Source organism: Moraxella sp. CTOTU47579 (genome assembly GCF_032004885.1).
Lineage (GTDB): Bacteria > Pseudomonadota > Gammaproteobacteria > Pseudomonadales > Moraxellaceae > Faucicola > Faucicola tetraodonis.
Genome location: NZ_DALZOJ010000010.1, coordinates 42,884 through 63,389 on the forward strand (window position 1 = coordinate 42,884; position 20,506 = coordinate 63,389).

15 protein-coding genes are annotated in these 20,506 nt (G+C 46.4%); 3 read left to right on the forward strand and 12 right to left on the reverse strand.

Translation table 11 applies throughout. The annotated features are described in order from the left end of the window. Positions 1-120 precede the first annotated feature (120 nt). The 7 genes from moaA to RTP55_RS08260 are packed head-to-tail and all read right to left on the reverse strand — an operon-like array spanning position 121 to position 8,276. Positions 121-1,125 (reverse strand): GTP 3',8-cyclase MoaA, encoded by a 1,005-nt coding sequence (moaA, locus tag RTP55_RS08230; protein WP_062332791.1) that lies wholly within the window; start codon positions 1,123-1,125, stop codon positions 121-123. A gap of 2 nt (positions 1,126-1,127) precedes the next feature. Beyond that, complete coding sequence (locus tag RTP55_RS08235) at positions 1,128-2,414, reverse strand: molybdopterin molybdotransferase MoeA (RefSeq protein ID WP_312385507.1); 1,287 nt, start codon at positions 2,412-2,414, stop codon at positions 1,128-1,130. A 7-nt stretch (positions 2,415-2,421) separates the two neighbouring features. After that, on the reverse strand, positions 2,422-3,111 hold the full coding sequence (locus RTP55_RS08240; protein ID WP_312385508.1) for a nucleotidyltransferase family protein: 690 nt from the start codon (positions 3,109-3,111) through the stop codon (positions 2,422-2,424). Next, a complete protein-coding gene (locus tag RTP55_RS08245; RefSeq protein ID WP_312385509.1) occupies positions 3,095-4,189 on the reverse strand; it encodes an XdhC family protein in 1,095 nt (364 codons plus the stop codon). The genes RTP55_RS08240 and RTP55_RS08245 overlap by 17 nt, the downstream gene beginning before the upstream one ends. 21 nt (positions 4,190-4,210) lie before the next feature. Then, positions 4,211-6,634 (reverse strand): molybdopterin cofactor-binding domain-containing protein, encoded by a 2,424-nt coding sequence (locus RTP55_RS08250; protein WP_312385511.1) that lies wholly within the window; start codon positions 6,632-6,634, stop codon positions 4,211-4,213. Further along, positions 6,631-7,674, reverse strand: a complete 1,044-nt coding sequence (locus RTP55_RS08255; RefSeq protein WP_312385512.1) for an FAD binding domain-containing protein — start codon at positions 7,672-7,674, stop codon at positions 6,631-6,633. Before RTP55_RS08255 ends, RTP55_RS08250 begins: the two co-directional genes overlap by 4 nt. Further along, the gene (locus RTP55_RS08260; RefSeq protein ID WP_312385513.1) at positions 7,671-8,276 is read right to left on the reverse strand and encodes a 2Fe-2S iron-sulfur cluster-binding protein; all 606 of its coding nucleotides are present in this window, start codon (positions 8,274-8,276) and stop codon (positions 7,671-7,673) included. The genes RTP55_RS08255 and RTP55_RS08260 overlap by 4 nt, the downstream gene beginning before the upstream one ends. Positions 8,277-9,125: 849 nt before the next feature. Between RTP55_RS08260 and RTP55_RS08265 the strand changes: the two genes are divergently transcribed. The 3 genes from RTP55_RS08265 (at position 9,126) to RTP55_RS08275 (ending at position 12,780) form a co-directional block, all read left to right on the forward strand. Further along, on the forward strand, positions 9,126-10,490 hold the full coding sequence (locus tag RTP55_RS08265) for a diaminobutyrate--2-oxoglutarate transaminase (RefSeq protein WP_007117374.1): 1,365 nt from the start codon (positions 9,126-9,128) through the stop codon (positions 10,488-10,490). An 83-nt stretch (positions 10,491-10,573) separates the two neighbouring features. Next, positions 10,574-11,143, forward strand: coding sequence for a nucleotidyltransferase family protein (locus tag RTP55_RS08270; protein WP_007117375.1), 570 nt, complete (start codon positions 10,574-10,576; stop codon positions 11,141-11,143). Between the two features lie 77 nt (positions 11,144-11,220). Continuing rightward, positions 11,221-12,780 carry a pyridoxal phosphate-dependent decarboxylase family protein gene (locus RTP55_RS08275; RefSeq protein WP_312385514.1) on the forward strand — a complete coding sequence of 520 codons (1,560 nt, stop codon included), beginning with the start codon at positions 11,221-11,223 and terminating at the stop codon, positions 12,778-12,780. Between the two features lie 50 nt (positions 12,781-12,830). Here the strand turns inward: RTP55_RS08275 and RTP55_RS08280 are convergent, their stop codons facing one another. The 5 genes from RTP55_RS08280 to RTP55_RS08300 all read right to left on the reverse strand — a co-directional run bounded on the left by RTP55_RS08280 (position 12,831) and on the right by RTP55_RS08300 (position 20,352). Continuing rightward, on the reverse strand, positions 12,831-14,273 hold the full coding sequence (locus RTP55_RS08280; RefSeq protein ID WP_312385516.1) for an L-serine ammonia-lyase: 1,443 nt from the start codon (positions 14,271-14,273) through the stop codon (positions 12,831-12,833). Positions 14,274-14,485: 212 nt separating this feature from the next. Then, the gene (locus tag RTP55_RS08285) at positions 14,486-15,673 is read right to left on the reverse strand and encodes an ABC transporter permease (protein WP_312385517.1); all 1,188 of its coding nucleotides are present in this window, start codon (positions 15,671-15,673) and stop codon (positions 14,486-14,488) included. Continuing rightward, the gene (locus tag RTP55_RS08290) at positions 15,673-17,085 is read right to left on the reverse strand and encodes an ABC transporter permease (protein ID WP_312385518.1); all 1,413 of its coding nucleotides are present in this window, start codon (positions 17,083-17,085) and stop codon (positions 15,673-15,675) included. Before RTP55_RS08290 ends, RTP55_RS08285 begins: the two co-directional genes overlap by 1 nt. An 8-nt stretch (positions 17,086-17,093) precedes the next feature. After that, entirely contained in the window at positions 17,094-18,314 is a 1,221-nt protein-coding gene (locus tag RTP55_RS08295) for an HlyD family secretion protein (RefSeq protein WP_312385520.1), read from the reverse strand. Positions 18,315-18,360: 46 nt separating this feature from the next. After that, positions 18,361-20,352: a TolC family protein gene (locus RTP55_RS08300; protein ID WP_312385522.1), complete on the reverse strand. Its 1,992-nt coding sequence runs from the start codon at positions 20,350-20,352 to the stop codon at positions 18,361-18,363. Between the last annotated feature and the right edge of the window lie 154 nt (positions 20,353-20,506).

The following is a 20,506-nucleotide window of genomic DNA, read 5'->3' on the forward strand; positions in this document are numbered from 1 at the left end:
TTTTCACCCCTCAAATGTGGCACAACATTATAGCGACGTGTACGCTTATCAAGCTGCGCTTGAATGAGTCAATTTTTCTTAAATTTGCCTATTTTATATTTTCAAAAAACCCGCCATCGATTAGCCGCCAATCATCGACAAATTCGCCATGATACCACTGTCGTTTTGCTTGAGTAAATGATGCTCGGGCTTAATCGGCATTAACCTTTGCAAGGCATGAACCAATCCATCGACATCGCCATTTGCCAAAAACGCTCGCACATCATAACTGCCATTATCAAACAAACACAAATGTACTTTGCCTTGGCTACTCACTCGCAGCCGATTACAACTGTCGCAGAACTGCGGGGCGTAAGGCTCAATCAGCCCAATGCCACCGACATAATCGGCATGGCGATATTCAATCGCAGGGCCTGCATCGCTTGCTCGGCGTTGGGATTGCCAACCATTTTCTAGCAAAAAATCTTTGATACGCTGACCACTGCTATGTTGGGCAAAAAACAAAGCTTTATTATCCGAAGTTTGCATAAACTCAATAAAACGGTAAGTGACAGGGCGATTTTTGACAAAACTTAACACGGATTGCAAGTTATCAAAAGCGGTGTCTGCCATCAAAATACCATTAAGTTTTAGCTTAATATCGGTGGTTGCTAGCAATTTATCTATGTCTTTTAGCAGCGTTGGCAATATATCAAAGCCGGTGATTTGTTTAAAAATGGTGGGGTCAAAGCTGTCGATACTGATGTTAAGCTGATTTAGCCCTGCCGTTTGCCAATCGGATAAATGCTTGGCAAGGCGATAGCCATTGGAGCTAACCGCCACTGTTTGGATGCCTTGGGTCTGTTTGGCAAGTTCGATGATGCGCGGTAAATCTTGTCGAATCGATGGCTCACCCCCCGTCAGCCGCACTTTGGTGGTACCTAGTTTGGCAAAGGCTTGTATTAAAACATCGATTTCGGATACAGAAAGCTCGTTGTCAGGGCGTTTACCCGCGTTGGCAGTATAGCCATCGGGCAGACAGTAGTGACAGCGAAAGTTACAAAAATCGGTAATCGACAGGCGTAAATAGCTTAACTGGCGATGGAAATTGTCCACCAAATTTAATGAAGAAGGTTGCGGAGTCATCGTCAGCTAAAATTCCAACTAAACGGCTGCACTGTCACTATTTCGCCTGCTTTTACCCCTGCATTATCTTTGGGTAATACAAGCAAGCAATTGGCGTGGCTAAGCTGTTTTACACGGTGGGAGTCTTGGGCAGATAAAGGAGTGACACTAAAACTGCCGTCTTCATTTTGGCAAAAAACCGCTCGCTGATAATCTTGGCGTCCTGCTCGCTTTTTGATGTCGTGGGTGGTTTTGGCAAACAATTGCAGCGGTTTTGGGATGTCTGATGGTATCGCGCCCGATAGTTGCCACAGCGCAGGTTGGACAAAATTAAGGCAGCACACCACGGTAGATAGCGGATTGCCGGGTAACCCAAAATACATGACCGTTTTTTTATCTTGCTCAAATTCCCCAAATATAAAAGGTTTACCTGGTTTCATCGCCACTTTGTAATGGTGAATTTTGCCAAGCGCCTGAATGACTTGGGTTAAAAAATCATAATCGCCCACCGATACACCCGCCGTAGAAATAATTACATCACATTCGGCTATCGCTTGCTGAACAGTGCGGCGAGTAGTCTCAAGGTTGTCAGGGACAATGCCATAATCTTGAATCGCAATCGGCAACTGCTTTAATAACGCTTTTAGCGTGGGCGTGTTGGAATTATAAATTTGGGCAAGCGTTGCCAGCGGCTGTCCCACGTCGACCAGCTCATCGCCGGTGGCAATAATACCAACCGTGAGTGGCTGAAATACCTGCACGCTATCCACGCCTAAATTGGCAAGTAAGCTGATATCACTGGGGTTTAGGCGTTTTCCAATCGTTAAAACAGTTTCGCCTGCTTGTACTTCCTCGCCTTGGCGGCGAATATTTGCACCCACTTTAGCAGTTTGGGTCAAGCGAATGTGATAGGCATGGCTGTTATCCAAACTGGGCTGAATGTCGCTAAGGTTGGTGTCTTCCTGCATCACCACCGTGTCGCAGTCATTTGGCACCACCGCGCCGGTAAAAATTCGCACGCCTTGATTGGGTCGCAAACGACCGTTAAAAGGTTTACCTGCCCCCGATTCACCGATGATTTCAAGTTGGCTATCGTGGTCAAGATAGCTACCCGTAGCTATCGCAAAACCATCCATAGCTGATAGATTTTGGCGGGGAATATCAAAGGATGCGGCAATATCTTGGGCTAAAATGTGGTTTTGCGCCTCCAATAAACCCACTGTTATGATATTTACCTCGCCCAGACGCGACGTTAAATAGTTCTCTAGGCGCTTATTAATCGCTTGTTTTAGTTCATTGACAGAAATCATCATTATCTCAATTAAAATGTTTGGTCGGCTGCAAAAGCTGATAGGCTGTTTTTAGCTGCTCAAATTGTTCTAAGGTATCAATATCTTGGCCTAAATGCGGCAGCGGTATCGGATAAAGCTGATAAACCGTACCGTCGGTGGGCGAAACGATAGCGGTTTGGTGTTGCCATAACGCCCGAAAACCTTTATCGCCTTGCAACTGATGACCAAATGCTCGCAAAAAACCCCAAGGTAAATTGACGGGAATCCCCCAAATTGGTTGATTATTGTTACCATACTCACTCACAATCAGCTGATTGTCCTCAACATTTTGGCTTAATAGCGTCAAATCATCGAGGGTTAGTGCCACTTGGTCAACAGTCAGAAACAAAATCCGCCTCGCAGCACTTACTGACTGTTGTTGTAATATTGTCATTGCATACTGAATCGATTGCGCCATCCCTGTTTGCGGCGTGGGATTATCGACGACTTTGACGTCAAATGGTGCAACTTCGTTGTATAACGCTTTAGATATTGGGTTATCAAGCTTTGGCAAAACCACCAACACTTGATAAGGCTGCAATTGGCGTGCCAGTTGAATTTTTTCAGCCAGCAAGGTTTGATGATTTTTTACAATCAGCTGTTTGGCAAAACCAAGACGTTGGCTCAATCCTGCCGCCAAAATCACCACGGTTAAATTGCTAGGCGTGACGCTCATGATATACCTGTTGAATTTGGGCAGTGATAGATAAAGCCACCGCTTCGGGCGTATCCCCACCGAGTGCTAAACCCACAGGATAGAACAAATTAGCAGATTTCACCCATTGATAATCATCGTCAATCGCACTAAGCAACTGCTCAGTGCGATATTTCGGCCCTAATTGCCCAATAAAAAAAGGCGAGTTTTGGGCTTTAGAGGCTTGGCTGAGCCATACTCTATCTTGACTCAAACTATGGGTCATTATCACCACAGCGGTCGGCTGCGGTGACTCAAAAAAAGTCTGCACAGACTCAGCCTCATCAAGGGCAATCTGCACAAAATTGGTATGAGTCTGCCCGCGATAACGGGCAATCACATCCAAACGACTATCAATCACCGTCACCTGCCAGCCTTGCAAATTTGCCATGGTCATCAAGGGTAAACAATCTTGCCCAGCGCCAAAAATTAATAATTGTAGCGGCGGTTGTAGCGTTTCTACAAAGACGCTCAGTTGTTGTGCTTGTTTTTGATAAACATGCAGCATAAAGCGACTTTTACGGCTGGCAGCGACTTGATTAACCAATTGCCAGTCTTGTTGACCCAATTGCGACAACTGTGTCAAAGGCAGATGTTGTCCAACTACAAAGTCATCTGAGTTTGAGGTGATAACTGTAGCTAGTTTTTGTGGCTGTTTTGTCTGTTTTAATTGCTGGAAACAAGCAAATAATACAGATTGCTCATTCAAAACCAGACGTTCAAATAATACTTGAATGACGCCTTGACAGCCAAGCCCAAAGCCTTCCTGCTCATCACTGTCATCGATTACCTCATCTTGTGATAACTGGCTATCGGTTGCGGTATGATAGGTTTTGAGCGTTGCCCCATGTCGGGTGAGCCAAAAGGCTCGCTGTACCAAGTGTTTTTCAAGACAACCGCCACTCACCATGCCTATGGATTGACCATCGGCTAAAATCAACATTCTAGCACCAGGTTGCCGATAGGCTGACCCTTCGACACTCACCACTGTGGCCAACACGGCTTCACTGTTGGGCGGCAACTGCTCAAGGGTATCAAAGATATCAAACAAATGGTTCATAGCAAATGACAGTGTACCCGATTACAGTAATGGCAACTGGTACAGCAGTTTATCCAAAGTAATGGGGTAGTCTCGTACTCTAACGCCTGTGGCATTAAAAATTGCATTGGCAATGGCTGCCCCTGCCCCTGATAATGCCAATTCACCTATGCCTTTGCTGTGAAGCGGATTGGCATAGGGGTCAGTTTCGGGTAACATTATTACCTCTAAGTCAGGCACATCGGCATTCACACACACTTGATATTCAGCTAAATCGTGATTACACAGACGACCGTCACGTTTGTCATGGTGAATTTGCTCCATCAAGGCTGCCCCTATACCAAACACCATACCACCAAAGCACTGCGAGCGCGCTGTTTTTTCATTTAAGATACGCCCTGCGGCAAATGTGCCTTGCATACGGCGAACCCGAATTTCACCGGTTACCCGGTGTACCGCGACTTCAGCGAACTGTGCGCCATAGCCTGCATGACGGTACTCTTTTTTAGTTTTACCAGGTTCGATTTCACCATTAGCTACCAAGCCGTGAGGGGCATATTGCTGCAAAAAACTGCTCAGCGGTAACTGGGTATCGACTTGTTCCCAATCGAGTACATTATCTTGGTGGTTCACAGAGACCTCAGAACTAAGCCCGGTTTTTTCTGCTAGTTTATCCAACGTATCGGTTAACGTGTGGTTAATTTTTTCGCCAATTTTTTCAGCTAAGCTAGGGGCATGCTCAAATTGTCTATATAGATTGCCTTGTTTAAAGCCAATGCTATCGGCATGCAGTCCCACACTCTGGGCAATCTTTTCTCGTAGCGCTTCACACGCCAGATAAATAGAACTACCAGCGCTTGATGCTCCCCAGCTACCACCTGACCCTGCAGCAGGAGGCAGATCGGTATCGCCAAGTTTGACCTCGACATGGTCAATCGGTAAGCCCAGCATATCGGCAACCACTTGCGCAAAAATAGTATAGCTACCTGTACCGATATCAGTCATGTCAGTTTCGATACGAGCCATGACCCCAAGCGGTTTGTCAGAGGGCAACAGGCTCACACGGGCTTGCGAGGGTTTTAATTCGTTGCTACGCGCCGCGCACGCCATCCCATAGCCAATCAGCCAATCGCCATCAAGGCGACTCGCGGGCGTTTGTGGGCGTTCATCCCATCCAAAGGCTTTTGCCCCTTGCTCCATACACGCCAGCAATTTTCGGGTGCTGTAAGGAATTTTTTTACTTGGGTCTTCGCTAGGTTCATTGCGTTTTCGCAGTTCGATGGGGCACAGATTTAGTGCATGCGCCAGTTCGTCCATGGCACATTCGAGCGCCAACTGACCCACCGCTTCGCCAGGAGCACGCATAGAACCTGTTAAGGTAAAATTCATGCGCGCCATTTCGTATTTGATTTGGCGATTGTCACCGCCATATAAAAAGTGGGTAGAAACCGCCACTGGCTCAAAAAACGTTTCTGACGGTAAATTGGTGACAATGCTATTATGAATAATAGTATGGATTTTACCATCTTTATCCGCCCCCAATGCCACCCGTTGTTCGGTGTTGGTGCGTCTGACGGTAGTTTCCATGACTTGCGGTCGGGTCATGTTCACAAGTACCGGGCGTTTTAAGTCTTTAGCCGCAATGGCTGCCATCACTGACTCTGGCGAAATACCCAGTTTTGAGCCAAACCCGCCACCAACATAGGGCGATAGCAAACGGACATCGTCTTCCGGTATATCTAAGGCTCTGGCAAGTTGTATTTTGGAAGAGGCAAGCATTTGGTTAGAAGTATGAAGGGTTAGCTTACCCTCAAACCAACGCGCCAACGAACTGTGCGGTTCCATCGGCATGTTACTTTGGCTAGGTGTGGTATAAGTCACATCGACTTTGACTTCTGCTTGCTCAAGCGTTTTTTCAGGCTTGCCAATGTCGTCACTTTTATCGGTTACCCAATCAATAAACTGGGTATGCTTTTTTTGCTTGTTAAAGTCAAAATGCCCGTGTTTTTCATCATTTTCATAGTCAATTTGTAACGCCTTCGCGCCTTCTTGAGCTGCCTCTAGGGTTTCTGCGACCACCAAAGCAATCGGCTGTCCATGATAAAAAACCTCACTTGCCCCTTGCACAGGTGCCATTTTGACACCGCCTTGTTGCGGGTTGCGTAAAAACAGGGGGTCATGAAACACCCCAATCACACCTGCAACTTGTAAGGCGGTATCTTTATGTACTTTTTTTACCTTGCCTTTACCAATGGTTGCGCCGACCATCACCCCATGACACAAGTCGTCAAATTGGTGCTCAGCAGTATATGTGGCTTTGCCTGCGACTTTTAGGTGTCCTTCGATACGGCTCAGTGGTTTGCCAACGAGTTTGCTATCGGTCGTATCTAGTCGTGACTCGATAGGCTTGTCCATGGTCAGTTTTTTTTCAAGGGGCGATTCGCCAAAAATTTGTGTTAGGCTCATGCACTCACTCCACTACTTAAAGGACTTGATTGATTGGGTTGTTGTAATGCTCGTTGCACAACATGGTGTAAAAGACGCTGTACTAACACGGTCTTGTACTCGGTTTGTTCATCGGTTTTTGCTTCTTTAAATAGGGTCGCTACGGCAAGCTCAATACTCACGGCATCGCCCGTGCTACCAATCAGTATTTTTTCAATCTCTTCATTTCGCCAAGGCTGACTGCCAATACCGCCAAATGCTAGTCGCACATTGGTGAGTGTATCATTATCATGCTCAATCACGGCAGCGACGGACACTAAAGCAAAGGCATACGACGCACGGTCACGCACTTTGTCATAGCTATGCACGCCTTTTAAGGGTGGCGGTAGAATGATATGGGTAATCAAATCACCTAGATTTAAGCAAGTTTCGATATGGGGGGTTTGCTCAGGTAAGCGATAAAATTCAGCGATAGGCACTTGGCGGGTTTGTCCGTCGGGTTGCTGGATAACAATGACGGCATCGAGTAATCGCATTGCCACCGCCATATCTGATGGATGGGTGGCAATACACTGCTCGCTTGTGCCTAAAATTGCTAAGTTCTGATGAAGACCTGCCTTTGCCCCGCAGCCAGAATTGGGCTCACGCTTATTACACGGACTATCGGGCTGATAAAAATAATAACAACGGGTGCGCTGTAGTAGATTGCCACCGGTACTGGCTTTGTTACGCAGTTGCGGCGATGCACCCGACAACAAGGCACGGGCAAGCACCGCATAATCTTGACGAATAACAGGGTGAGCCGCTAATTCACTATTACTGACCATAGCGCCGATTTTTAACCCACCTTCTGGCGTGGCTTCAATTGTATTAAGCGGCAAACGTGAAATATCAATCAGCTGTGTTGGCTGTTCGATTTCGAGTTTCATCAAATCAAGTAAATTGGTACCCCCAGCGATAAAAAACGGACGCTGCACCTCAGCCAAATCCCCCTCAGTTAACGTGGCTATTTTGATGGCGTCATCCACCGAGTTGGCGCGCTGATAATCAAAAGTTTTCATAGCGACACTCCTGTAGCCTGAGTAGCTGCTGTCTGAGTGGTTACGTTATCTGTCTCTGCCGAAAAACCGGTTTCTTGTAATACCTGTTTAATCGCTCGCACGATGTTGGGGTATGCCGAGCAGCGACAAATATTGCCACTCATACGCTCAGAGATTTCTTTATCTAATTGTTGTTTAAATTGTGCTGTATCGCTTGATAAAGGCTGCATCAAATCATCCGACACATGACTTGCCCAGTTTTGGCGTAGCTCTTCAATCATCGCTTTGGTCGAGCAAATTTGCCCAGGGGTACAATAACCACATTGAAAGGCGTCATGTTCCAAAAACGCTTGTTGAATCGGGTCAAGCGCCTCAGGTGAGCCAATGCCTTCAATGGTTTCGATGCTATCGCCTTCGTGCATGACTGCCAGGGTTAGACAGCTGTTGACCCGCTGACCGTTAATCAGCATGGTGCACGCGCCACACTGACCGTGGTCACAGCCTTTTTTGCTGCCTGTCAAGCCAAGATGATTGCGACAGACATCTAGCACCGTGGTGCGTACATCTAGATTCGTCAACGTGTGTTGTTGCTGATTGATAGTAAGTGTTAAGGATTGTGGCATAAAGTTGCTTCTCGTCTAGTTGTTATGGATTTATTTTTAAGTGTCTTATCTAAGATTAACGCATGTTATCAAACTCATTTCTAAAAATTCGCTACGCCTTGCCTACGCAAGGACGATACTAACATTAGAAGGGTTTGTTATTTTTGCGTATGTAGCCATCCCGTTTTTTTGGCAATTTTTTTTTGGCAGTTTCTTTTGCTAATTTTTTTACTAGTTTTTTTGCCAGTCTATTTTGCTAGGTAATTGATTTTATTTTATTTTATTTTTTTAATCAGCTTTTGTATGTTTATCCGTGTAAAAGTCTCAATAAGCAATTTAGCTTTTATAAAATTTTGATGGTATAAGCTTGGATGTTGTTAGCCTTGTTGACACTCGCCTATTTTGTACCAAACAATTTATTAACATGGTATTAACTAGGTAATTTTTTTATCATTATCGTGACTAAAATTGTGACTGCAGAGTTTTATATACCGCATAGACTGTCAACGATTGTCAGACCTTCCCCACTTCTTCGTAGTGTTGTGCCGCTCATTACTCACCTTGCTCACCGCTTGCCATGATTTTTTACCTCTGTTATCGCAAAATACAGCCTGTGTTATCAATTTGAAAGATTGAGCCGATTTTTTGCAAAAAAGACTGTATTTTTCACAAAAAAAGGGTATTATGCCCCCATAAATTTTGAACGTTATATTGTTAGGTCTTGGGTGCAGTGTCATGGCATTTTGGGGTTTTGCGGTATAACGTTTTTGTTTTGGTGTCAGTCATCCTGACTGATATGTTATTCACAAGTTCGAGAAAGATAGCCACAAGCAAATTTTCTTAAACCCTTATCTGAGATGGTAATCCGATATGAGCGTTCACACCCCTGTACACCCTATTTCTCATGCCACTAACGAATATTACTTAACTCGTCAAAACACGATGGAATCTAATGTTCGTAGTTATCCCCGCAAACTACCGCTAGCCATTGCCAAAGCCCAAGGTATTTGGGTCACCGATGTTGAAGGCAATGATTACCTTGATTGCCTAGCCGGTGCTGGTACATTAGCCTTGGGTCACAACCACCCAGCCGTCAAACAAGCCTTATATGATGTGTTAGAAAGTGGTCTGCCACTGCACACCCTAGATATCACTACCCCTGTCAAAGATGCATTTACCGAATCCTTGCTGTCTTTTTTCCCAAAAGATTTTGTATTGCAATTTTGCGGTCCGACCGGTGCTGATGGTACAGAAGCGGCGATTAAATTAGCAAAAACTTATACAGGGCGTGACAACGTTATCGCATTTAGCGGTGGTTATCACGGTATGACTCATGGCGCGCTTGCCATGACTGGCAATTTGTCTGCCAAAGAAAAAGTGGGCAATTTGATGCCAGGGGTACAGTTTATGCCCTATCCGCATGAATACCGCTGCCCACTTGGTCTAGGGGGTGAAGCGGGTGTTGATGCGCTGACTTACTACTTTGAAAACTTTATTGAAGATGTTGAAAGCGGCGTGGTCAAACCTGCAGCGGTCATCCTAGAAGCGATTCAAGGTGAAGGCGGTGTCGTGCCTGCGCCCAAAAAATGGCTACAAAAAATCCGTGAAGTGACCGCTAAGCATGATATCGTATTGATTTTGGATGAAGTGCAAGCTGGGTTTGCGCGCTCAGGCAAAATGTTTGCTTTTGAACATGCCGACATCGTGCCTGACGTGGTGGTGATGAGTAAAGCGGTCGGGGGTGGTTTGCCATTATGTGTACTTGCCATCAACAAAAAATTCGATGCATGGGCGCCAGCCGGTCACACGGGTACTTTCCGTGGCAATCAGCTTGCAATGGCGGCATCGATTCAAGTATTGGATGAAATCCGCAGCAAAAACTTGGCAGAAAATGCGCGTATCCGTGGTGAATTCTTGCGTGATGAACTCAAAAAAATCGCCAAAGAATTTCCTTGTATCGGTAACGTGCGCGGTCGCGGCTTGATGACCGGTATTGAGATTGTCGATGAGCGTAAGCCTGCTGACCGTATCGGCTCTTATCCTGCTGATATTGACATGGCGAATGCGATTCAAAGAGCGTGTTTTGACAACAAGTTATTGTTGGAAAAAGGCGGTCGTGGCGGTACAGTGATTCGCTTGCTTTGCCCGATTAACATCACTCAAGAAGAATGTGATGCAGTGCTTGAACGCTTTAAAAAGGCAGTCAAAGAAGCCGTGCAAAAAGTACGTGGGTAATTGATTATTGCCTATCAAGACGGTAAAGTTACTGACGTGGCTTTGCCGTTTTTATTATCTGTTTATTTCATTTTGAGTAAAATATGGAAACCAATATCGCCAAGACCGAACGCCTGATTCGAGAAATCAATCGGATTCATGGTGAGTATTCACAAGATTATTTCGAAACAGGCAAGGTACAAAAAATCAACCTATCACATACGCTCAAAACCGTCCCTATTGAGCCTATCTTGTCATATCGGCTTAATTTGCATGAAGCGATTAATGATTATTTGGCATTTGCCGACACCCAAAATATTGATTTTTTTTACCGCGTTAAAACGGCTGAAAGCATCTATGACAAAGTCAATCGCTATTTGGCACGAGAAAACCAGTACCCAGTCAATAATATTTTAAATGATATTTTTGGTGCTCGGATAATTTTGCCATCGGCTGATGTGAAAAACATCATGGAAAAACTGGATGATTGGAAAACAGATTACAGTCTAAAAAATTGGTATTTACGTGATATCGACGGGTATATCGGTGTGCATGTGTATTTTAAAAATGCGAGCAATTTTTATTATCCGTGGGAATTGCAAATTTGGGATATAAACGATGCCAAAGCCAATATTGTAAATCATCAACTGTATAAGCGTAATTTTGTAAAATAAATTAACCATTTGCTCGTATCACTCTGTTTAATGACAATTTATAGTTAACTCTATCTTAAAGAATGCAAGGACTTACCATGTCAAACTTATCACAGCACCGCCAAGCGTTATTTTGTAATGACAGCCAATCCATTGCCGATTACCAAAAAAACATGAACACTGCCGTGCAAGCCGTCACCGACTGGCTCAAAAACGACAAAATGTACACAGGCGGTAGTATCAAGCAGCTGCGCGCTGAGATTGCTTTTCAGCCATCAAAAGAAGGACTTGGCTTGGAAGATGCGTTAAAACGTTCAGTCGAATTATTTCTTAATAAAAGCTTAAAGGTGCATCACCCACATTCGCTTGCTCACTTGCACTGCCCAACGATGGTCACAAGCCAAATCGCCGAAGTGCTGATTAATGCCACCAACCAATCGATGGACTCTTGGGATCAAAGCCCAGCAGGGTCACTGATGGAAGTGCAACTGATTGATTGGCTACGTCAAAAAGTCGGTTTTGGTAGCGGACAAGCGGGCGTATTCACCTCAGGTGGCACCCAATCCAACTTGATGGGCGTGTTACTCGCCCGTGATTGGTGTATCGCTAAAAACTATAAAAATGACGATGGGTCAGAATGGTCGGTACAGCGTGACGGTATCCCAGCCGATGCCATGCAAAAAGTGAAAGTTATCTGCTCAGAAAACGCGCATTTTAGCGTGCAAAAAAACATGGCAATGATGGGCATGGGTTTTCAATCGGTGGTCACTGTGCCAGTCAATGACCAAGCGCAGATGGATGTTGCCGCACTTGAACACACCATGGCGCAATTGAAAGCCGAAGGCAAAATCATCGCCTGTGTGGTCGCTACTGCAGGCACCACGGACGCGGGCGCGATTGACCCAATCCCTGCGATTCGTAAGCTTACCCATGAGTACGGTGCATGGCTTCATATTGATGCCGCTTGGGGCGGGGCGCTGATTTTATCGAATAACTACCGCGATAAACTTGCAGGTATTGAGCAAGCCGATTCTATCACCCTCGACTTCCATAAACATTACTTCCAAAGCATCTCTTGCGGGGCGTTTTTGCTCAAAGAGGAAGCCAACTATCGCTTCATGCATTATGAAGCTGAGTATTTAAACTCTGCGTATGACGAAGAACATGGCGTACCCAACCTAGTTTCTAAGTCGCTACAGACCACGCGCCGTTTTGATGCGCTAAAATTATGGCTGACAGTGGAAGCCTTGGGCGAAGAATTATACGGCTCGATGATTGACCATGGCGTTGATTTGACCCGCGAAGTCGCTGACTATATCAAAGCCACTGATGGGCTTGAATTGTTGGTAGAGCCACAGTTTGCCTCCGTGCTATTTCGCGTGGTACCCAAAGACTACCCGGCTGAGTTGATTGATAGCTTGAACCAAAATGTCGCCGATGAGCTATTTGCCAAAGGTGAAGCCAATATCGGCGTGACGCGCGTCAGTTACCAAAAGCAAGGGGATGCTAACCAAGATGTGCAATCGCTTAAAATGACCACGTTAAGCCCCATCGCCACGCTTGAAAATGTCAAAGCCTTATTGGCGCAAGTGTTGGCGCAAGCCGATGACATCAAAGACGGTATTATCACAGGGGATTATCAGCCTGCGATTGATTGATAAGCACAAAAAAACCGATTCGCCAAGGAATCGGTTTTTTTATTGTAGCACTAACACTGACTGTAATTGACCGTCACATCCAGCGTCGGAATCAAATTTGACTGGGCGGCAACATCCTCGTCTAGGACATTGATAGCAAGCCCGCCCATTGCGGTTTCTTTATATTTTGACATCATATCTCTGCCTGTCTCTTTCATGGTTTTGATGGCTTTATCAAGCGATACCACATGCTGTCCATTGCCTTTAAGCGCAAGCCTTGAGGCATTAATCGCTTTTACTGCCGCCATGGCATTGCGTTCAATACAAGGTACTTGCACCAACCCCGCAATCGGGTCACACGTCATGCCAAGGTGATGTTCGATGCCAATTTCGGCAGCGTTAGCACATTGCGCAGGACTACCCCCAAGCACATAGGTTAACCCTGCCGCCGCCATCGCACACGCCGATCCGACTTCCCCTTGACAGCCCACTTCTGCGCCTGAGATGCTAGCATTTTCTTTGATAATGATACCAATCGCCGCAGCGGTTAGCAGAAAATCATGTAACCCTTGCAGCGTATAACTTGGGCAAAAATCTCGATAATAATGCATGACCGCAGGTATCACGCCTGCCGCACCATTAGTGGGGGCAGTCACCACACGTCCGCCACTGGCGTTTTCTTCATTAACTGCCAACGCGTACAGATTCACCCAATCCATCACAGCAAGGGCATCATTAAACGCTTTTCGGCTATCGGCAGCGGATAACTGCTGATAAATCGCCTTAGCGCGGCGCTGTACTTGTAAGCCCCCTGGCAAAATACCATCGTGGCGACAACCATCATTGACACAGTCTTGCATGACTTGCCAAATGTCATTAAGTCCACCCAGCAGCTCATCTTCACTCAAGTTAGCCAGCTCATTGGCTCGAACGACCTGGGCGATTGACAGTTGATGGTGTTGGCAAATTTGTAATAATTCTTTGGCGTTGTTAAAGGGATAAGGTACTGGTTTTTTGACGCTTTCAATCACCGGTTCTTTTGCTTGGGCTTCTTGCTCGGTCTGCACAAACCCGCCGCCGATTGAATAATACGTATTTTGGTAAACAATTTCATTGCCTGTAAAAGCAGTGATAGTTAGGGCATTGGGATGATGGGGCAGCGATACCCTACCATTTAGGATTAAATCCTTGTCAGCAACAAAGTTAATCTTATGCTGCTGATTTAGATATAGCGTGTTTTGCGCTTGGATATCGGCAATTTTTTGTGAAATAGCGGCGACATCCGTCGTTTGTGGTTGCTCTCCCATCAAACCTAGCATCACCGCTATATCACTACCGTGCCCTTTACCGGTCGCACCGAGCGAACCAAACAGCTCAACTTGCACCCTATCCACCTGCGTCAGTAGCTGCTGTGATAATGCGCTAACGAACAGATTCGCCGCTTTCATCGGTCCGACCGTATGCGAACTTGAAGGTCCAATCCCAATCTTAAATAAATCAAAAATACTGATCACTGATAAATCCTATATGCCAATCAGTTGAAAAATTCAATTATGTTGCATCCATTGTGTTAGATAACCACGGATTGCCCATCTGTGTCAATGTGCTATCGAAAAGTTTATCAAATGATAGATGATGGATGATAGATACTTGCTACACGCATCGCAAATTTGGCAAATAACCGCACGTGTAACCGCATGAGGAAGAAAATAACCGTTGGCAAGGATTAATCTGCTAACGATTCACTTTCTTTACTCGCTAATAAAAGTAGCAGCAATAAACAAACCAAGAAAATCATCATGAGTGCCATGAGATACACTTTGACATACGCCAGTGGCACGCCCATTTGGTTCAGCATCACAGAGGCATTCATTCCCGAGGTGCTAGGCAATACCCAGCGCAAATACTGCAGAGGCTCAGGCAGCATTTGATACGGCCATGAAATCCCTGAGACAAACAGCATCGGCATTGAACTTGCGACCAAGATTTGCATCGCCCGTTCTCGCGCCCCAAACCACACCCCAAGTAGACAGCCCAATGCTGTTACCGCAGGGAAAAACAGGGCAAGCAGTACCAGTGAACCCGTCAGATTTTGGTTACGGATATAATCATTGTTGGAAAACACCCAGCCATAATAAAAACAGCCGAGCACAAAACCAAAACACGCTAAGCCCAATATTCGCGCCAGCCACGTTTTCATCGAAGCGCGGTGCATGTCTTGCTCTGCCCAAGTACCCACTAGCATTGCCGTGCCCATCAAAAACATCTGCTGCAGAATCAATATCGCAACCGCAGGGACAATGTAGCTACCATAGCCTTCGGTACGGTTGTATAACGGATTAATCGTCAGCGCCACAGGGGAAATATTGTTTTTGGCAACCGTGATGTCTTGCCCGATGGCAACATTTTTTTGTACTTTCGCCCCGGCGGACACGGTGCCGATGACTTCTAAAAACCCCGTTTGTACTTGTTTATTGAGCAAAAAATAGTTACCGTTGGCCAAGATACTCACCTTGGCAGGTTGTCCTGTGGTCACTTTTTGATATAGCCCTGAGGGTATCACCATGTAGCCTGCAATTTTGCCTTGCCACATCAGCTGCTTGGCACTGTTTTCATCGTTTACAATGGTGCTTTGGATGCGTGGATTGGCTTGGGCGTAGCTGATAATGGTCTGCGATAGACTTGAATGGTCATAATCCACCACTGCCACAGGGACATGACGCACCACTTCTTTTGAATACGGCCAAGGATAAAAAAAGCCATAAATAATCGGGGCAATCAGTAGCATAGTGAGCACCCCTTTATCTTGAAACACGCTGCGCCATACATGCAAAACTTGCAACAAAAAACCGCGCTCCCAAATGTTGGCAGTTTTGCTTACGTCGACTTTGCCGGGCGTTGTCTGGGTGGGCATCAGCGTTGCCCCCATTTTTCAGGCTTCAATAAGGCCTTTTTGGTCAACAACGCGGCTAACAACAAGGTAATCATGACGGCAATAAAAAATCCGATAAAGCTGCTATAGGCAAAGGATGGCGGTGCGCCCATTTGTAATTGGGTGGTTTGCAAGTTGAGATAATGGGTTAATGGCAGGGCATTTGCCCAACGCTGCGCGGCAGGACTCATCGCCAAAAATGGAAATGTCACCCCTGAAAAAGCAAATGACGGCGCGGAGATAAATCCGGTAAATGACAAGCCTTGACGATACGAAAACGTACCTACCGTGACAATCACCCCAAGCCAGAACGACACCATCATAAACATTAAAAATATCAGATAAGTAATCGCTACGGATGCCAAACGAATGGGGAAGATTTGCATCACCAAGGTCAATGCCACCGCTGCCCAAAGCGTATAGGCAAACATCGCCCAAATTAATTTGCCATTGAGCCCTGCGATAATCAGCGATAGCTTAGGTTTTTCGTGCCCCAGTGTGACAGGATTGCTGGGGTTAGAGAGGCGGTTACTGGCAAATTTGGGGGGTGTTAGCGACTGATACCATTCACCTAACGTCTTGTCGACCAGCTCTCGCCCGACAGTTGAAGCCCCAATCACCATTGACAAAATATGTAGCAAGGCTGGTACCACAGTGACTGCCAGAAATTGCTGATAATTATTGGCAGTATTAAACAGTGCCACACTTTGCGATTGTATCGGTGCATAACTGGTTTTGGTCAGGGTGACATCTTCGCCAATGGCAACTCGCCGCTGCATCTCTGCCCCTGCCGAAAAGGTAGTGACTGCTGTCTGTACCGCTTTTTGTATCATGCCTGAATGCGTGCCATACTGGGCATTGACATTGAGTAGCAAGCGCGAGGTTTTGCCCGCCAGTAGATTGGTTGAAAAATTCTCTGGAATTTCAACCACCGCCATGACATCGGTAGTCTCGATAGCTTGCTGAGCGGCAGCGGCACTATGAAGGCTTTTGACCACCGCAACCTCAGGCGTCGCATCAATATAGCGGATAATCGTCGCGGATTGCGCGGAGTGGTCATTGTCTATGACCGCAATCGGAATCCCGACTGCCATGCCTTTGCTAAAAATCCACCAAACCAAAAATATCAATACGATGGGCATCCAAAACATCAAGGAAAAATCCCAGCGATTTTGCACCAAAAAATCCCATTCACGGCGCGCACTGTACCAAAACGCCGCAAAGAATTGCACAAAGCCTGAGCGGTTATCAAACTGCGCATGACGCTCATGGTCACTAGCACCAACACTGTCACTGTCACTGGCATTTGACACAGCGGACGATGTCGGTGACGCTTTAGAGCCCTTGTTTGATGCCAGTTTTGATGTCAGTTTTGATGTCAGTTTTGATATCATGGTTGACTTCATTGTGTTTGGGTTGGCTGACGGCTTGCCGGTATATCAACCAATACGGTCATGCCCTGTCTTAGGCGTGTATCTGACTGGCTCGGGCGCGCGCGAATCTCAAAGGTACGCATATCAAAGCCGTCTTTGCTGTTGGTCGGGCGCCACGTGGCAAAATCTGATAGCACGGAACTTGCGTACACTTTAAACACTTGGCGGTAAGGCTGATTGTTGACCGATAACGCAGGAACCGTACCGCTAAATTCACTACCGACTGCAAAATGGTTTAGGTTATTTTCGGTAACGTTAAGCACCACCCATTGGTCTTTGGGATCGACAATGGTCATCAGTGGTACGCCCTGTCCCACCACTTGACCTGGTTTGACAATCACGTTGTCCACGATACCGGCAATCGGGCTTTTAAGATTGGCTTCTTCTTTGGCCACCATTGCTTCTTTAAGCTTGGCTTCTACTTGGCTGACTTGCGCTTGGGCGGCGGTTTTATCTTCACTGCGCGCGCCTGTTTTGGCTAACTCATATTGCGCTTTGGCGATTTTGGCTTTATCGACACTGGCGACATAGTTGGTATAGGCTTCGTCACGTTTTTGCCGTGACATCAAGCCTTCTGCTGCGAGTCGGTTGATACGTTCGTAGGTGACTTTGGCAAGGTCAGCCGCGGATTGGGCAACATCGTACTGGTATTTTGCCATTTCAATCTCTTGCGGTCTTGCGCCATTGTTGGCTTTGTCCAGTTGACTTTGGGCTAACTCTTTGCCTGCTTGTGCTTGTTCGACCTTGGCATTGATTTCCGGGCTATCCATATCAATCAGGCGTGTGCCGACGCTAATTTCATCGCCTTCTTTGACATAAATATTGGCAATACGACCGGCAACTTTGGCAGCGACAGGCGTTTGCTCTACTTCCATATGCCCTTGGATGGTCACAGGCGCGCTGCGCGTTTCGCGCTTGTCTTTGATTAGTCCCCACGCGACCAGTCCAATCAGCCCAAGGATAATCAAAGCTATAATGATGGTGCGGATTTTACTGGGTTTTTTGGTAGGCGGCATGTAACGGCTATCCGTCGTAGCGGCTGCCAGGCTGTCCTCTGCGTGCGGCTCATCAGCAGCTTGGGCAGCTTGAGCGTTCATCGCTGCATTCGCATTATCCGCAGCGCTGTCCAAAGTGTTGTCTTTAGCGTTGTCCATCGCATTGTCTGGTGTTGGGTTTTGTGGATCAGCCATACGGTAAGCCTACTGGTGAAATAAAGACACGGGTTAAAATAATTGATTAGTTTTTACGATGTTCAAAATAAATCGCGGGTAGCTTGACGTCCGCTGCCTGCATATAACGGTTAAACTCTAGCGGCGTACCGCAGCTTTGCATCAAGTCTGCCATTGCCTGTACATAATCATTTGCCGCTTTGGCCTGCTCGGTTTTGGCTTTTTCCAAATTGGCTTCGGCTTGCATCACTTCTACGGCCGTGTTGACGCCTTCTTTAAAGCCGAGCTGACGAAAGCGTAGCATCTCACTGGCAAGTTCAATATTGGTATTTAAGGCAATAAAATTATCGCGTGCATTGTTGACTGTTTGCCAATTTTTTTCTACCAACAACATAATATTATCATTGACATCGACTTGGCTAAATTCGGCTTGGTGCAGCTTGGCAAGGCTAGATTGGGTACTAATGCGGCGATCTACCCCACCCCACAATTTCCAGTTGGCAGACACCCCAGCAATCCAATTTGGGTCAGCGTCGATTTCCGAGCGACCAAAGACGGTGACATTGGGTTTGTAGGCGGATTCACTAAATTCATGTAGCGCTTTGGCTTGGTTGTATTTGGCGGCAACCTTATCAAAACCTGGGTGATGCATTTTAGCCTGCTGCTGAAAATAACTCAGTGGCGGCAACGGCTTGGTGGATACAAATAAAGGCGATGTTGGTTTGATAAAATACGGCGTGCGCAGTAACCGCTGTAGCGCGGTCATGGCAAGCTCAGCATCGTTCAGCGCTTTGCTATTTTCGTATTCAGCATCGGCTAAGGCTTTTTTGGCTTCCAAACGCTCGACTTTTGAAATCAGCCCCACATCGAGTGCGCGCTGTGCGGCATGGTCGGTGGCACGAATCGCATTGAGTGCATCGGCGCGTAGATAAGCTGCCATGATGGCAAGCTGGGTTTGAAAATAGCGTTTGGTAAGCGTGGTGTATTGTTCATCCAGTGACAAATCAGCATCGGCACGGCTTTCATCGGTCATACCATTGAGCAAACTGGTCACTGCTTCGGTTTTGTGTCCGTTATAAGCAGACCATAGCACCGTAATATTGGCTGATGTGTTGTTCTTGCCGATATTGACAGGGATGCTATTGGGAATCGGGTCGGTGATTAAGCCACCGATATCTGCAGGCGTGGTAGGCAGTGGCAAGGTGATGGGCAAATTGCCACTATTGTTATTGACTGCATTGTCAATGGGATTGGCTAGGTTGTTTTTAATGCCCGTGGTATCTATATTGTCATCCACATGTACATGCGTGGCACTGGCACCCAGATACACAATCGGTTTGTTCAAGCCTTTGGTTGACTGAGCTCGCAGCTCATTACTCACGATTGCTGCATTGTCTGCCGCGACTTTGGGTGATACTTTGACTAGGTACTGCTGCGCTTGTGCCAGTGTCAAATTACTGGGCACATCTAGGCCATAACTTGGCGGATAAGGCACGCCATTATTGATAGTAGGATCGTAGCTGAGCCCAGCTGCTTTACCACCTTTAACGTCATTGGCGCGGGTCGCGGTTTTTTTCGATGGCGTGTCGGCTGATGGTGCGTCCGTGGCAGGGCTAGCATTGAGCACAGGCTCAGGATTGGGCGGGGTATTGATTACCGGCGTAAACTCTGCGGTGTCGCCACTGGTACTGGGCTGCAATCTGCTAGTGGGCTCTATGGTTGGCGCTACTGGCGTGGTTTTAGCCGATGTTTTAACAGAATTTTTAGCCGATGTTTTAGCTGATGTTTTAACAGGCGGCTTGTTAGCATTTTTAGTGGAACTACTGGTCGTTTTGGTGGTTTTTGTCGTGGTTGTGGTTTTTGTTGTAGTTTTTGTCGGGGTCGTTTTGGTAGTGCTGGGTTTGGTGACCGTGGTCGCAGCAGTCGCATCCAAAGATAAGGACAAATTCAACGACACCATTGCCATCGTAAACGCAGATAGGGTAAGCACGCGTGATAGTGGCTGCAGATGATGGCTTACTGGGTAAGTCGATGGCTTGATGGATTGATGTAATTTCATACGACTCGCTAATAACTTGCCTATGGCTTTGCCGCAACATAACAACCACGCAAGCCGTCAATTACCCTAGTAATTGATGCGGTCGCCGTTATGATGCCCGTATTACCAAAAAACTGTCTTATAAAAAACTGTCTTGTTAAAAAACTGTCTTATT

Coding starts and splice junctions, on each gene's coding strand:
- moaA (WP_062332791.1), bottom strand. CDS start 1,125: ATGACTCCGCAACCTTCTTCATTAAATTTGGTGGACAATTTCCATCGC.
- RTP55_RS08295 (WP_312385520.1), bottom strand. CDS start 18,314: ATGGCTGATCCACAAAACCCAACACCAGACAATGCGATGGACAACGCT.
- RTP55_RS08245 (WP_312385509.1), bottom strand. CDS start 4,189: ATGAACCATTTGTTTGATATCTTTGATACCCTTGAGCAGTTGCCGCCC.
- RTP55_RS08255 (WP_312385512.1), bottom strand. CDS start 7,674: ATGAAAACTTTTGATTATCAGCGCGCCAACTCGGTGGATGACGCCATC.
- RTP55_RS08270 (WP_007117375.1), top strand. CDS start 10,574: ATGGAAACCAATATCGCCAAGACCGAACGCCTGATTCGAGAAATCAAT.
- RTP55_RS08240 (WP_312385508.1), bottom strand. CDS start 3,111: ATGAGCGTCACGCCTAGCAATTTAACCGTGGTGATTTTGGCGGCAGGA.
- RTP55_RS08235 (WP_312385507.1), bottom strand. CDS start 2,414: ATGATTTCTGTCAATGAACTAAAACAAGCGATTAATAAGCGCCTAGAG.
- RTP55_RS08265 (WP_007117374.1), top strand. CDS start 9,126: ATGAGCGTTCACACCCCTGTACACCCTATTTCTCATGCCACTAACGAA.
- RTP55_RS08275 (WP_312385514.1), top strand. CDS start 11,221: ATGTCAAACTTATCACAGCACCGCCAAGCGTTATTTTGTAATGACAGC.
- RTP55_RS08250 (WP_312385511.1), bottom strand. CDS start 6,634: ATGAGCCTAACACAAATTTTTGGCGAATCGCCCCTTGAAAAAAAACTG.
- RTP55_RS08260 (WP_312385513.1), bottom strand. CDS start 8,276: ATGCCACAATCCTTAACACTTACTATCAATCAGCAACAACACACGTTG.
- RTP55_RS08285 (WP_312385517.1), bottom strand. CDS start 15,673: ATGCCCACCCAGACAACGCCCGGCAAAGTCGACGTAAGCAAAACTGCC.
- RTP55_RS08300 (WP_312385522.1), bottom strand. CDS start 20,352: ATGAAATTACATCAATCCATCAAGCCATCGACTTACCCAGTAAGCCAT.
- RTP55_RS08290 (WP_312385518.1), bottom strand. CDS start 17,085: ATGATATCAAAACTGACATCAAAACTGACATCAAAACTGGCATCAAAC.